This window comes from Mesorhizobium sp. L-2-11 (genome assembly GCF_016756595.1).
Classification (GTDB): domain Bacteria; phylum Pseudomonadota; class Alphaproteobacteria; order Rhizobiales; family Rhizobiaceae; genus Mesorhizobium.
The window spans coordinates 6,045,003-6,059,325 of record NZ_AP023257.1; the positions used below are offsets into that span (position 1 = coordinate 6,045,003).

Sequence of the window (14,323 nt, forward strand, 5' to 3'; positions counted from 1 at the left end):
GTGGCCATCCGGATCGGTAGCCAATTCAGCGGCCTGATCAAAAATGCGAGCTTTATTTTCAGCGTTAAACTTGCTGAAGTTTTGCGCAGCGTAAAGCGCTCCGATAGCTTGCGAAGGTGGATCCATGTTGCCAATGCGATTAACAATACTATCTTGTGTCTCTGACCGAAGGTAATGAGACACATTACTGACTGCTCTGAATTGCTCCAATGCTACTTCATCCGAGGTGTGTCCCAACCCGGCAGTCAATTTATCTCCCAGATCGACGGCTGATCGTCCAAGCTGATTGGTCCGCGTTTCAAACTTCGCGAGGTCAGTTTCTGGCTCGGTTCGAGTGCCCCGAACGGCTATGCGCTCTCGCCTCCCGAGTTCTTTGAAGGTCCCAAGATTTCGCGCTGTATCGCGCGGGTTTAGCGCTTACCAGCCGTTCTGCAACATCGGTCAATGGTCCGTATGGAAGGTCACGGAGGGTACTGCGATTCCCCACGTCTTGGGATGAACTTGCAGCTGCGCGTGCCCGTTTGTTATCGCGATCCATTGCTCGGCCTCCAAAGTCGTTAATTTACCCAATCAGGGTACCACCGACGCTTGACCTGCTAAACCGATATGAGGTTACAGTTGTAGTCTGGCAGAAGCTTCTCCCAACTCTGGGATACGCCGAGAGCCGTAACCGGGGCAGATTTCCGGGCGGAAGGGGTTTGCGGCGAGAGCGTTCGTGATTCACCGTTTGCGTGACGCATCAGGATCGTCTCGTAAAAGAGAGTCCGTCGCGATACGCCCCGCGAATGACGATGGTACCTTCGGCTTGACTTATCCTTCGCGCTCTGCGGGTCCGACGAGAAAATCAGCCTACCCTTGCTGAGACTACCTGCGGAGGACTTGCCGCTACGGCGGTCCTGCTCGATCTCGTACTTGATCTTCTGCCCATCAACGAGGTTTGAAAGTCCAGCCCGTTCTACAGCTGGAGTATGGGCGAAAACGTCCTGACCGCCGTCATCGGGCTGGATTAAGCCAAAACCTTTGGTGCTGTTGAACCACTTCACTGTTCCGGTCGCCATATCTGTGTATTCCTCTGTGGCCAGTGCGAACCAGACGGGCCGTGAAGCCGATCCTGTTCATATTTCGTAGAGTTAAACCCAGCAAAAACCAGAATTACCCACCTCGGGGTTGCGGCGCGAAAAGCCATTGCTCTGTTTGGGAACGCACCGAACAGGTGCCGGTGAGCTTGAGCGCAACGCGCTGCAAGACGCTCGAGTGCCGAGGAATCTCTCCGACAAGGATACGTCTGAGCCGCCCAGTATGCCGGCTCGGCAACCACTCGAATGGATCGAAGCCGATCTGCAAAACGGATGGTGAGAGCGGTGGCTCGTTTCCAACCCATCCTGTCTCACCAGCGCGGACGCCTGGACGGATGTCAACGCCGGAAAAAGAACCGCATCGATTGGTCCCGCTTGCGGCCAGCTCCAGTCGGCCGCTCGATCGCAAGCGTGGTTCGAGGAGGAAGCTCTCCCAGGTGCAATGCGAGGAGACGCTGGTCCAACTCCTTGTCGGCTGCCGTAAGGCGGTGGTTCAGGCGAAGGTAGTCCATCCAGGTCGGGGTGCGGAAGGTTTCTGTCCAACGCGAAGGCTGCTGGAGGTCGCGCTGGAGATTCCAGTGTCGCGCACCAACGCCGCTTTGTACTCGCCGCCGTTCCCGCATCTGCTCCAGGAACGCTTCGACATTTGCTTCGGGTATTGAATATTCGATCTTGGCGACGATCGGCCCGCTTCGGGGCTTCAAATCCAGGGCAACCTGAGGCGTTTCGAAGCCAAGAGGAGCCTGATCGGAATCTTTCCATTGACGGATGGGCAGCAGGAAGCCGGTGCCAGCGACCAGCAGCAGCGCGCCACCTGAAAGCTCCAGAGCCGAGCTCAGCGAATAGCTCTCGGCCACCGTACCCCACAGCCAGCTGCCAGCCGCGATGCCGCCGGATGAAAGGGCGTAATAGATCGAGAGCGTGCGACCAACGACCCACCTTGGACTCGCCAACTGGACGCTTACGTCCAGCCCGGTCCAGGTCACGACCCAGCCCGCGCCGCCGAGCGCCAGCGCGATAGCCGCCACCGCCACCGAGGGGGTGAAAGCAAGCGATAGACAACAAGCCGCACAGGCGATGCACGACAGTGTCGTCAAACGTTCCTGGGACAGCCTCCGTCTCAGAATGTTGTTGCAGATGCCGGCGAACAAGGCGCCGGTCCCGAAGCCGGCCATCAGGATGCCGTAAACGACTGGCCCTCCCCCCAGCTGATCGCGGGCGACGAGAGGCAAGAGCGCTAGTATAGAGATGCTCGTCAGCCCAAAGAGGGCACCGCGGGCAATTGCTGCCTTGATTTCGGATGACAGGGCAGTGAAGCGCGCTCCGTCATGGATCGCCGTGGTCAATGGTTCACTCGGCAGCGGTGACGGGCGAACTTGCCATTTGCAGCGCCCTATGGTCCACAGCAGCATCAGATATGTAAGCGTCGCCACTGCGAAAGCCGTCAAAGGGCCAAAGGAAGCAACGACGACTCCACCGAGAGCGGGACCGATGCTTCGGACGGCGTTATATCCGACCGAAATAAGCGTGACGGCGGCCGGAACATCGCGCTTTCGCAGGATATCGCCAACCGACGCGTGCCAGGCGGGGTCGGTGAAAGCGGCGCCTACTCCGGCCAAACAGCTGAATGCAAGAACCATCCATGGATTGAAAATTCCGAGACCTGCAAGAACAGTCAGCATCGTCGAGGACGATGCTATCACGCACCAGCCAGCGAACATGAGATTGCGGCGGCTGTAATTGTCCGCTAGGGCGCCGGCGATAATTGACAGGAGGAATGTGGGCAAGGTTGTCGAAGCCTGCACCAAGGCGACCATCACATCCGATGTCGAAATGGTCGCCATCAGCCAACTGATGGCAACCATTTGAATCAGCCACCCTAGACTGGATACCTGTGTGGCAATCCAGATCGGACGGAAAGTTGAATTCTCGAGCGGCGCGAACGTTGCCGATGACACCGGATTAACTTCTTCACGCGCCACCCCGCTCATTGGGCCGAGCCTCCCTTCGCTGCCAGTTGTATGAGATTTCTCCCCGCCCACGTGCCCATGGAGGAATGGCAGGATCAGGGCATTTTATCTGCGCAACGCAAGTTATTTTTGCCTGGCCGATGCTGTGGCAGAACCGAATGCTTCCGGTGGAGCTATCGTTCCGCTATGCGGGACGAGACCGGTTCGATCCTGTCGCTCTCGATCCCCGACCACGTTACAAGAATCGTCAGTTTGACGTTCCTTAGCGTCTCCAACCAAGCCACGTCCTGGGCATCGACTTCCCTTCTGGTGATCACGAGCTCCCGCGCATTGAACCGCCTCGCCAAGGTGGATCAGTAGTCATCTTTGGCGTAGGTATTCAGCAGCCTGCTAGGCGCCCGCCGCCACGTGCGGGCGACGCCGGCATCAACCGGCGGGCAGATGCGCCGAGGGCAACAACCGCGCCTGACGCAACGCCGCCAGATCAGCCGAGCCGGTGCAGAAGCAGGCAACGGCCAACTGGCGGATGACGATCTCGAAATGCGCGACAACCGCCTCGGTGGACACCGTCGCCGCGCGCAGCACGCCGGCCGCCTGCCCGGCGATGTCCGCGCCCAGGCGGATGGCCTTGGCCACGTCGACGCCGTCGCGGATCCCGCCCGACGCGATCAGCTTCACAGTTGGCAGCGCCCGACGTACCGCCTGCACACTGGCCGGGGTCGGAATCCCCCAGTCGGCGAACGCCATCGCCACTGCACGGTCGGCGGCATCGCGGGCGCGCTCGCCCTCCACCGCGGCCCAACTGGTGCCGCCGGCGCCGGCGACATCGATGACCGCCACGCCCGCCTTGACGAGCGCGCAGGCCACCGAGGCGGACAGGCCCGACCCCACTTCCTTGGCCACAATCGGCACGTCCACGCTGCGCGCGGCGCGAGCGATCTGCGCCAGGACGCCGCGCCAGTCGCGGTCGCCCTCCGGCTGTACCGCTTCCTGCAGCGCATTGAGATGGACGATGAGTCCATCGGCTTCCAGCGCATCCACCGCCCGGCACGCCAGGTCCAGGCCGTCGGCCTCGCGCAGTTGCGCGGCGCCGATATTAGCCAGCAAGGGAATGTCTGGGGCCATGCGGCGCAGCGCGCGCGTCAGCCCCTGGGAGTTGCGGGATTGCAGGCTCACGCGCTGCGAACCGACGCACATGGCGATCCCCAAGGCTTGTGCTGCCTCGCTCAGATGCCGGTTGATGGCCTCGGCGCGTAGCACGCCGCCGGTCATGGAGCTGATCAGCAGCGGCGCGCGCATGGTCTTGCCCAGCAGCGAGGCGCGCAGGTCGATCTGCGTCAGGTCCAACTCGGGCAATGCGCAGTGTTCGAAACGGATGTACTCCCAGCCGGCGGCGACCGTGGCCGGCGCCGTTCGCCGATCCAGCACGATGTCCAGATGGTCGTCCTTGCGCCGGCTCGGGATGTTGTCGCTATCGCTCATGCTCGCTCCATCCGTCGCATCGGGGGACGGCGTTGCATCGGATCGGACCGACGGCAGCGCGCGCACGCAGCCGCATCCCGCCGTTCAGGCGGGCGCACGCTGGCCTCCCCCCGCAGCGTCGCTGCGGTAGCGGCTGGTCGAGGTCTGGTAGTACTGCGCGCGGATGGCCGCCATGGCCTCGATCAACGCTCCCCACGGCGCGGGAAAGCGTTCTTCCGCCATCACCCGGTGCAGCATGCGCGTATGGCCGGCCAACTCGTCGTTGAGGAACTCCACCACAGGCATAGCCGGATAGCGCTGCCGCAGCAGGATCGCCGCGTTGTCGGCCTCGCCCGCCGACCTGTCCTTGTCGCGTCCATGCAGATCGTTCTGCAGGCGCCCTATCGCGGAGATGAGCCGCAGGACCTGGCGAAACGCCGGACGCGCGCGCAAGGTCGCCATGTCCAGCCCCCACAGCAACGACAGGCAACAGAACACGTTCGTGTAGGCGATCGAATCGATGCCGTTGTGCAGGTACTCGGCGTAGGACCAGCGTTCCGCCCCTACCGCCTGCGCGTGTCCGGCGCGCAGCGCCGCGCAGTAGCACCGAGTGTCGTCGAGCAGCCGAGCATAGTCGCGACGATCGTAGGCGAGCGCGGCCAGCGAAGCGCGCAGAGCAGCGCAGCCCTCGAATCCGGGGAGCGCGCACGGCACGCCCTGCCCCAGCGCCTGCTCCACCGCGGCGAGCTCCTCCGGCGCGATCAGGCCAAGGTCGTTGCAATCGTCGAGCCAGAACAGCAGCGCCAGTTCGCGATAGAACGCCACGATCAGCGTTTCGGCCTGCGGATCGCGGCCAGTGCGGGCGCAGGTGTCGCGCAGGCTCGGGTGGATGCGCTGCAGGATGTACTGGCCGCCCCTGACCGCTTCCACGGCATGCTCGTCGGCGAACCCTGTCAGGGAACGCCCCCACTCCAGCACCTGCTGCAGCGCGCGTTCGGTCTGGATCATGGCGCCGCTCCTGCTCCCTCGGCCAGGACGCGCCGCCCCCAACGAAGCGCCAGCCACAACCCGGCGAGTTCGGCCACCCGCACGACCCGGGTGGGGCAATACAGTTCCTTGCCGATCCACAGCGCCGTCTGCGGCAATGCATGCGCCACATGGCGAGCGAGCATCCACTCCAGCGCACGCGCCACCGCCTGCGCGATGCGCCGGCGCCCTGTCGGCTCTTCGCTCCCGTCCATGACGTGCAACGCGAACAGCGCATAGGCGGTTTCCTCAAATGAGGACGCGCGACCGGCGCCCCAGCCGCCGTCATCGCGCTGCGCCTGCAGCAGCGCCGCCAGCGCGCGCTCGTCGCGCCACTGGGGCTTGCCTTGCGCCAGCGCAGCGACCGCATGCGCGGTGGGATACAGCCACGAAACGTGCCATTTTTCGTTGTCCCATAGACCGTGCGGGTTGCGATTGGCCTCGACGTAGTAGCTGGTGCCGGCGGCGGGCTTTCCCAACAGTCGCAACGCATGCAGGGCATGGATGTTGGTCGACACCGAGGCATTGCGCTCGCCGGGGAAGGTGACGAATAGCTCGCCGATTTCGAAATCGCGCAGCGCATCGACCGGCGGGTCGCGACCTGCAAGGCGCAGGACGCACAACGCAACGGAGGTGTCGTCGGCATCGGCTGCGAAGTGCAAGGCCGGGCCCAGACCGCGCACGCCCATGCGGGCGTCGAGCTGCGCGACGATCACGCGCACGGCATCGGCGAACGCGGGATGCGCGAACAGCCCGGCCAGATGCAGGGTGTACAGCGACCAGCATGGCTCGAACACATTGATCGGCCAGACGTTGGGAACGACACCTTCGATGCCGCTGCGCGTCGCCCGCGATGCCGCCTGCAGATACGCGTCGGTGCGCCCGACCTGCGGCGTGCTCCCATGTGTTACGGCGTGCGCACGCCACGCGGCGGTGGCCGCCGGACTGATGCCAATGCTGCCGTCGTCGTCGGGGCATGCGGTGGTCGGCGACGTTCCCCAGGCTTCCCAGGAGTGCAGCAACGGATGGCCGCTCGGCAACGTCGCCACCGCCCCCAACTTGACAAGGCACGCCTGCCGCAACGGCAACAGCGCCGGGTGGCGCGGAAACCCCACGCCGCCCAGCAAGGATGCGGCCTCGCCGCACAACTGCGGCAGGATCAGCTCCGCGCCGATCGGCGCGTCCTCCGGCACCGAATGCGCGTAGGGATCGGGCTGGCGCTCGAGGAACCGGGTTGCAGCCTGGACTGCGTCGGCCGCGCCGGGAAGAGGATCGGCACGCTGCAATGTCAGCAACGTCGCCCAGGTGGGCGCATGGCGGAACAGCGGGAAGTCCGCGCTTCCCCATCCGCCATCGGCCTGTTGTTGCGCGATGAGCCACGCGTATGCGTCCTGCCGATCGGTGACGTTGCCGTGGAACTGCAGAGCTCGCGCCGTGTCGTAGACGGACGGACCGACGCTGCCGCCGTCGCTCATCTCGATCAGCAGGTGGCGCAATTCGGAAAGGATCTGTTCGGACAGCGCGTTCACGCGGTATGTTCCTTCTGCAGACAGTTGACGGGAACCTGGATCGGGCAGACGCCGCGCACGTCGCCGCAGGCCCGTCGCGGCCCGGCGCACGGGCAGCGCCGGACGGCCGCCCTGCTCCGGCGCGGCGACGCGCCCCATGCTGGGGCCGGTCCGCCGCATAGGCTTGCGCGCAGCGCGCCGCGTGAGCCGCGGCTGTGCTGGGCAACCGCTGCGATCGCCGCCGCCGACTTGGACACAGTGCAGCATGCACCGCTCACGCCGGCCGATCGATCGCAGCGGCACAGGGGCGACTCCATGCGGACGGGCGCGCTCATGCGCGTGGCGCGTGCTTGAACAGATACGCGTTGGCCCGTTGCAGCATCTGCGCCAACCGTTCCGCACGCGTTCCCAGCGGGGGGATGGCCTCCCCGGCGTCGCGCAACAGATCCAGCGCCAACTGGCGCGCTGCCTGCAGCCCCATGATCGACGCACAGGTCGGCTTCTGCGCCGCCGCGTCCTTGCCGGGGGTCTTGCCCAACGTCGCGGTATCCGCTGTCGCGTCGAGAATGTCGTCGACCACCTGCAACGCCAGGCCGAAACAGGCGGAGTAGCGATCGAGCGCACAGTACAGCGCAGCGTGGGCGGCATCCTCCGCGATGGCGCATAGCGCGCCCATGCGAACGGACGCGCGCACTAGTGCTCCGCTCTTCATCCGGTGCATCGCCACGATCCTGTCCAGCTCGACGTGCTTTCCTACCAGCGACAGATCCATGGCCTGCCCGCCTGCGGCACCCTCGGCGGACACCGCCTGCGCCAGTTCGCGCACGAGCGCGATACGGTTGTCGCTCGGCGCATCCAGGCTCGCCAGGGTCAGGAAGGCGTGCGCCTGCAGCGCATCGCCGACCAGGATCGCAGTGGCTTCGCCGAACTTGACGTGCACGGTCGGAAGGCCGCGGCGAAGCACGTCATCGTCCATTGCGGGCAGGTCGTCGTGGACCAGGGTACAGGCGTGCATCATCTCGATGGCGGCGCCGACATCGTCGAGCATGGGCGCCGGCGTGTCGGCCAGTGCGCCGGTAGCCAGACAGAGCAAGGCGCGGGTGCGCTTTCCGCCATGCAAGGTGGCGTAGCGCATCGCCGCCATCAGCTCGGTCTCACCGTCGTCTTCGGCGCAGAGAAGACGCGCCAGCGCCTGTTCGACCCGCCTTGCGCCGTCCTGCATCCAGATCTCCGACGGCAGCCTGCCGGATGCGCCGCGCGCCTGCGCGTCGTCGTGTAGCGTGGAATCGGTCTGCATGTCGTTCATGTCCTTGTATCTGGCACGGCCACGGCGAGCGTCCGAGCCGCCGCGGTGTTGGCGGGGTCGCACCGAGCGCGCGCGCCGAGTGCAGCATTGCCGCGCGTCGCCGGCGCAGCTGCCTCGCCACACGGGGCATGCGATGCCAGCTCATGAGAATCCGATGCGGATTTTCATGGACGGATGTGCGGTCGGGAAATAGCGCCGACCTTTTTCGACGGCGCTCAGCAACCGCGGCCGCACCCCGGCCTTGTGCATGGTCAGTGCCAAGGCGATGCAGAACTGCACCATTTCCAGCCATACCAGGTGGTAACCGATGCAGACGTGTGGGCCGGTACCGAACTGCAGCATGTCCACCGGCCGGATCGGCTCCGTGCGTTGCAGCCACCGTGCCAGGCGGAACTGATCAGGCGCCTCGTGCAGCAGCGCAGAGGTCGAGAAATGCAGCAGCGGGATGCACAGAGGGGTGCCCGCAGGAATGCGCCGTTGGCCGAGTTGCAATTCCTGCAGCGCGCGACGCGGCAGGAGCGTGGTCGCCGGATGCACGCGCAGCGTCTCGCGGAACAGCGCCTCGGCGACCGGACACTGCGCCAGGTCCGCGTGCCGGGTCGGCACCGCGCCCACGCGTTGCGCCTCCTCGACCAGGGCGTCCCATAGCCCAGGCTGCCGCGCCAGCTCGATCACCATCCAGGCCATCGTCGAGGCGGTGGTGTCGTGACCGGCAAGCAGCAGCAGGCGGATATTGGCGACCAGGACGTCGTCGGAGAGCGCATCGTCGCCGCGATCGAAGGAGCTCACCATGTCATTGATCAACCCAGTGCGCGCGGCATGTGCGCGCGCGTCGCGGACGAACTGGCGCAACTGCGCGTCGATCCAGTCGCGGGCGGCGCGGCCGCGCCGCAAGGGCAGTCCAGGCAGGTCGACCGGGGGCGCGACGATCAACTGCAGCAGTTGCCGGTATTTGCGATGCCATCCCGGCAGGTCCTGCGCTGGGATTCCCATGAGGCTGAAGATGAGCTTGAGCATCAGGTCGCCGGTTTCGCGCAGGATGGTTACGTCGCCGCGGTCGCGCCACGCCTGCACCCGCGCCTGGATGACGGGCGCGAACAGGTTGCCGATGCCGGCTTGGGTCAGCCCCTTGGGCAGGAACGCCGCCTTGATCGCGTCGCGCGCCTGCCGGTGCGCGCCGCCGTCCTGGGCGACCAACGTTCCGCCAAGCAATTCGGGCGCGATCTCTTCGATCAGCGCCGAGGACACGTCCTTGTGCCGGAGCAGTGCAAACGCATCCGGATCCACGCAGGTCATCAGGTGTCCGGCAGGGCCGAAATCCAGCCAGAAGTGGCTGCCCAACGTCCGTTCCGCGCGCCGCAGCAGGCGCGGCAGGTCGCATACGATGGCGGGAAGATGTCCGACCAGGGGGAAAGCGCCGGGCACGACCGGGATGTCGTCCCGCAGCCGGTGCCGACGGTCCAGCGGGTTGAGCAGCATGTCCATCAGCAGCGCGGCCCCGCGGCCGCTTTGGCGGTGTCGCCGGCAGGCCGCGCGGCGCGGCTGTTGCCACCGTCGGCGTACGTCGGCACATGCGCCAGCATGCCGCCGTCGATGCACAGGACCTGGCCGGTGATGAACGCAGCATCGTCGGAGAGCAGGAACGCCACCAGCGCGGCCACGTCCTCGGGGCGGCCGACGCGCTGCAGGAGTTGGTGCCGGCTCAGATGCCGTTGCATGCACTCGTCCAGCTTGGCGAGGAGACGCTCGGTCATGATGAGACCCGGCGCAACCGCGTTGCAGCGGATCTGCGCATGACCGTACTGGGTGGCGAGCGAGGCCGACAGCATGTTCATCGCCGCCTTCGACGCGGCGTAGGACGTCTGCGCGGTGTCACCGCTGAGCCCCTGGCACGACGACATGTTGACGATCGCGCCACCGCCGCGGGCGATCATTCGTGGGATGGCCTGCCGGCAGCAGAGCAGCGTGCCGCGCAGATTGGTCGCCATGGTCTGATCCCAGACCGCCAGGTCCAGGTCGAGGATCGTGCGGTCGCGCGGTGTCAGATGCATGGCGCTCGCGTTGTTCACCAGCAGGTCGACCCCACCGAAGTGCCGCTCCGCCGTCTCGAACAGCGCTGCCACCGCCTGCGCATCGGCGATGTCCATGGCCAGGGCCAGCGCGTGGCCCGCTTCGGCCGCGATCTGCGCGGTGCAGGCGACGGCCGCCGAGCCATCAATGTCGGCCACCACCACTCTGCCGCCCTCGCGCGCGATGGCGAGGGCGCATGCCTTGCCGATGCCGGCGCCGGCGCCGGTCACCACGGCCACCTTGCCTTCAAACCGTCCTCCTGGGTTGCGTTGGTCTTTCGCGGCATGCCGCTCAGCCTGCGCCGGAGAAGGCGCAGGGTCGGCGCTGGCGCGCTCGCCAGCGTCGCTTTCGATGACCCGAATGGCGGCGACCGGACACTGGCTGGCCGCGAGCCGCGCGGCGGCGTGCAGCGCCTGCGGGACCGTCGCCACGCACACTTCCGCCACGCCGTCCGGTTCGCGCTGGCGAAAGGTGCCCGGCAGCGTCAGCACACACTGCCCGGTGGTTCCGCATAGATCCTGATCGATCACGACGCGCATCTCAGCCCCCCTGAGCATGCAGTCGCACCGGCAGCGCGCGGAACGTCCTGAGGAACGCGGATGGCTCCCGGGTCGGCTGCTCGGCCAATGCCAGCGTGGGGAAGCGCGCCTCGATCCGCGGCAGGCTCTCGGCCAACTGCACCCGGGCCAGTTGCGCACCGAGGCAGAAGTGGATGCCGTGGCCAAAGCTCAGCATGATCTTCCCGTCGGTCGACATGCCAGGAGTGGTGCCGTAGAACCGCGCGGGATCGAAGCGGTCGGGATCGGAGAAGGCGTCCGGGTCGCGATTGCCGGCCGCGATCAGCACGCGCACGTCCGCGTTCTTCGGGATCACCACGCCGCCCAGTTCGATGTCGCGCTGGGCGATACGCGGGATGGAGCTGAACATGGCAGGCGCGTCGCAGCGCAGGACTTCTTCGACGAATGCCTTCACCCCCACGGCGTCTCCCTGCAGCCAGTGCCGCTGTTCGGGATACGCCAGCATCGCTAGGACCGCATGGTCGATGGTCGCAGCAGTGGTGGCGAAGCCGCCCAGCAGCATGCCCCACAGCATGCTGATCAACTCCGCATCCGACAGCGTGTCGGCATCGTCGTCGTGTGCGCCGACCACCATCGACACGATGTCGTTGCGGGGATCGGTGCGCTTGCGCTGTATGAGGTCGCCGAAGTAGGCCTGCACCCTCGCGCTGGCCGCGTCCGCCTCGGCGAGCTGGGGATCGCTGGCGTGTGGGCTCAGGCCTTCCAGAATGGCGCCGATGCCGGCGGCGAGCCCGAACATGTCATCCTGGGGCATGCCGAACAGTTCGGCGAAGACCAGAATGGGCACAGCCAGCGCGAATTCCCAATGCAGGTCCACCGCCTCCCCGCGCTCCAGCGCGGGCGCCATGCCGTCCAGGCGCGCTGCGACGATGCGTGCGATGCTCGGCCGCAGGTTGTCGATCTGGCGTATGGTGAAATCGCGCGAGATCAGCCGGCGCAGACGCGTATGCGTCGGTGGTTCCTTCATCGCTAGCGTGGACGCGAGGAGATTGAGTGACAGGCTGGTCTCCGCACGCGGGAAATAGCGCGCCAGTTCGCCCGGCGCCGGTCCCCGAAACACATCGCCCGTGGCCTTGAGCGCCCAGTAGATGTCGGCGTGGCGGCTCAACAGAAAGAGGCCCGACGCCGCACGATGCACCGGATCGTGCTCGCGCAACCACCGCATGAACGTATACGGGTCTTGGATACACGCTGGCGACGCAAGTTCGGCGAAGGCGTCCCGGCATGCTGCCGTGGTTTCTTGCACGTCCATCTTGGTTACCTGTTGGCTGGCTGATCTGACCGGCGCGCGCTGGGCGCGCCGGCAAATTGCGGAGTAGATCGCGATTCCGGGCGGCGTCCGCGCGTCACCAGAGCACCGGGAACTCCTCGAACCCGCCAGTGATGATCTCCTTGCGCAACTTCAGTTCTTCGGGCGCCACGGCCAGGCGCAGCGCGGGAAAGCGCTGGAAGATCGAGCCGACCACCACCTTGAGTTCCAGCCTGGCCAGCGCCATGCCGATGCAGTAGTGCGGCCCGTGCGAAAACGTCAGGTGCGGATTTTCGTCGCGTCCGATGTCGAAGATTTCCGGGTCGTCGAAATGGCGCGGATCGAACGACGTCGCCGGCAGGCCGACCAGCACCTTGCTCTCCGCGGGAATATGCACGCCCGCGATAGTCACGTCGGTCCTCGGATAGCGCATGATGCCGTCCCAGCCCGCGCCCGGCGGGTACATGCGCAGGATTTCCTCCACCGCCTTGTCCACCAGGGATGGATCGCCGACTAGGCGTTCGCGCTGTTGCGGATGGCGGAACATGGCCAGCAGGCCGAATTCGATCTGCGCGACGGTGCTCTCGTGCCCCGCCACCAGCATGCCCGCCGCCAGGCCGATCGCCTCTTCCTCGGTCGCATTGCCCTGCTCGACCGCCGCGAGCAGATCCGTCAGCAGGTTGTCGCCCGGATCCTGGCGCTTGTCCCACATCTTGCCGCGAATGTAGGCGCGCAGTTCTTCCCAGGCCAGGCGCGACGCGCTGCGCGGGCCGCTTTCATGCTGGTGCGTCATCACTTCGTCGGACAGCCCGGCGAAAAAGGCGTGATCCTCGTAGAGCACGCCCATCAGCGCGCTGATGACCATGGCCGGCAGCGGAAAGGAGAGGTGGCGCCTCAGGTCGGCGGGCTGGGGCTGGGCCGCCAGCGTCTCGAACAACTGCGCGGCGATCGCCTCGACCTGCTGCGCGAGCACCTTCACCCTGCGGTTGCTGAAGGCCGGCGCCACGATCGTGCGTAACCGGGCATGCTCGCCCCCCTCGTGCGAGACAAGCCACCCCGGCGAACCGAGAATCACCGAATCCGGGGTGAATGCCGCCGGCGGCATTCCCGCGGGCCGGAACGCCGCGTCGGACAGCGCCGCCTTGGCCTCGTCGTAGCCTGTCACCCACCAGCCTTCGTGCCCGGACGGGAAGCGTACGTGGTGGATCGGACCGTTGGCGCGTAGCGCCAACATCTCAGGCGAGGGCTCGATGTGATCGACGCGCCACATCGGCAGCGTCGGCAAGGGTTGTTCGGACATGGTGGCACTTCACTCTCTAAGCGATGGAAGGGCGGAAGGCGCTGCGGGCAGCGAATGATTACGACGGCACGTAGACGTCCTCCGGGGAGTAGCCCGACTCGATGTCAAGATCGGCCAACGTGTAACTGTCTAGGCATACCGCGCGGCGAGATGCAGAACTTTATCCTGCGCCTTCGAGTTCAGGATTAAGGCGAGTGTGGTGGGCCCTTGAGTCGCAGCCGGCCATCAAGATTTCCTGCGCAAGCGTCGACAAGGTTGGCAGCCTGTTTGGGTACGGGCGGTTTCGCCAAGGCCCCCTTGCCATAGGATGCTATCTGATGCGGATTTGACATTATGCTTTTCTTTCTTCGTTCCATCGATCGCGGTGTCATCCACGAAATGAAGATCGGTCGTCGGCTCCCGGCTCCCAACGAAGGAGTCTCAAAACTCGTGCCAATTTGGCCGACCCAGCAGAAGAAAAACATTGTGATTGCTTTTCAGGGGATTAGCCTGAGGCAGACAAGAGCTCGATGAAATAGCCCGGTGTCGCGGACCCAACAAAGGCGACAAAACAGTGTCGGATAGTATACGGTGGTCAGACGCCAGACCGGCGACACCTTCTTTATTAGTTGTCCTGTCGTGGAATGATGGCAGGCGACCTGACCGTATTGAGCCATAGGAGGGCTCCTGGTTGGCTCAGGGGTCACGTGCTTGCTCCGGGCGCGCTCGAGGCGGCTTGCGGGCTCGTTGCCAATGCAACACAGGCGATCCGCAACACCGCCATCTAGGGCGAAGCCGGC

The 14,323-nt window shown here is 65.6% G+C and carries 9 protein-coding genes and 2 pseudogenes; all 11 read right to left on the reverse strand.

The annotated features are described in order from the left end of the window. Nucleotides 1–854 precede the first annotated feature (854 nt). Nucleotides 855–1,058: pseudogene (locus JG739_RS28845) on the reverse strand (cold-shock protein); the annotation flags it as partial. Between the two features lie 356 nt (nt 1,059–1,414). Further along, on the reverse strand, nt 1,415–3,067 hold the full coding sequence (locus tag JG739_RS28850) for an MFS transporter (RefSeq protein ID WP_096453949.1): 1,653 nt from the start codon (nt 3,065–3,067) through the stop codon (nt 1,415–1,417). Nucleotides 3,068–3,472: 405 nt separating this feature from the next. After that, on the reverse strand, nt 3,473–4,528 hold the full coding sequence (gene fni, locus JG739_RS28855) for a type 2 isopentenyl-diphosphate Delta-isomerase (protein ID WP_010913998.1): 1,056 nt from the start codon (nt 4,526–4,528) through the stop codon (nt 3,473–3,475). 84 nt (nt 4,529–4,612) lie between these two features. After that, nucleotides 4,613–5,515, reverse strand: a complete 903-nt coding sequence (locus JG739_RS28860) for a terpene synthase family protein (RefSeq protein ID WP_096453947.1) — start codon at nt 5,513–5,515, stop codon at nt 4,613–4,615. Beyond that, nucleotides 5,512–7,062, reverse strand: coding sequence for a hypothetical protein (locus tag JG739_RS28865; RefSeq protein WP_010913996.1), 1,551 nt, complete (start codon nt 7,060–7,062; stop codon nt 5,512–5,514). Before JG739_RS28865 ends, JG739_RS28860 begins: the two co-directional genes overlap by 4 nt. 310 nt (nt 7,063–7,372) lie before the next feature. After that, nucleotides 7,373–8,338 (reverse strand): polyprenyl synthetase family protein, encoded by a 966-nt coding sequence (locus JG739_RS28870; RefSeq protein ID WP_202367694.1) that lies wholly within the window; start codon nt 8,336–8,338, stop codon nt 7,373–7,375. A 150-nt stretch (nt 8,339–8,488) separates the two neighbouring features. Continuing rightward, nucleotides 8,489–9,832: a cytochrome P450 gene (locus JG739_RS28875; RefSeq protein ID WP_006329090.1), complete on the reverse strand. Its 1,344-nt coding sequence runs from the start codon at nt 9,830–9,832 to the stop codon at nt 8,489–8,491. Continuing rightward, complete coding sequence (locus tag JG739_RS28880; protein WP_027033417.1) at nt 9,832–10,656, reverse strand: SDR family oxidoreductase; 825 nt, start codon at nt 10,654–10,656, stop codon at nt 9,832–9,834. The genes JG739_RS28875 and JG739_RS28880 overlap by 1 nt, the downstream gene beginning before the upstream one ends. Before the next feature lie 18 nt (nt 10,657–10,674). Next, a pseudogene (locus JG739_RS36265) lies at nt 10,675–10,956 on the reverse strand (ferredoxin); the annotation flags it as partial. A 1-nt stretch (nt 10,957) separates the two neighbouring features. Continuing rightward, entirely contained in the window at nt 10,958–12,247 is a 1,290-nt protein-coding gene (locus JG739_RS28885; protein WP_010913993.1) for a cytochrome P450, read from the reverse strand. A 94-nt stretch (nt 12,248–12,341) separates the two neighbouring features. Then, nucleotides 12,342–13,544 (reverse strand): cytochrome P450, encoded by a 1,203-nt coding sequence (locus JG739_RS28890; protein ID WP_010913992.1) that lies wholly within the window; start codon nt 13,542–13,544, stop codon nt 12,342–12,344. Nucleotides 13,545–14,323 lie beyond the last annotated feature (779 nt).

What these genes read in the sequence shown, in the direction of transcription:
- JG739_RS28850 (WP_096453949.1), bottom strand. Translation starts at nt 3,067, where the DNA reads ATGAGCGGGGTGGCGCGTGAAGAAGTTAATCCGGTGTCATCGGCAACG.
- JG739_RS28890 (WP_010913992.1), bottom strand. Translation starts at nt 13,544, where the DNA reads ATGTCCGAACAACCCTTGCCGACGCTGCCGATGTGGCGCGTCGATCAC.
- fni (WP_010913998.1), bottom strand. Translation starts at nt 4,528, where the DNA reads ATGAGCGATAGCGACAACATCCCGAGCCGGCGCAAGGACGACCATCTG.
- JG739_RS28860 (WP_096453947.1), bottom strand. Translation starts at nt 5,515, where the DNA reads ATGATCCAGACCGAACGCGCGCTGCAGCAGGTGCTGGAGTGGGGGCGT.
- JG739_RS28885 (WP_010913993.1), bottom strand. Translation starts at nt 12,247, where the DNA reads ATGGACGTGCAAGAAACCACGGCAGCATGCCGGGACGCCTTCGCCGAA.
- JG739_RS28870 (WP_202367694.1), bottom strand. Translation starts at nt 8,338, where the DNA reads ATGCAGACCGATTCCACGCTACACGACGACGCGCAGGCGCGCGGCGCA.
- JG739_RS28875 (WP_006329090.1), bottom strand. Translation starts at nt 9,832, where the DNA reads ATGGACATGCTGCTCAACCCGCTGGACCGTCGGCACCGGCTGCGGGAC.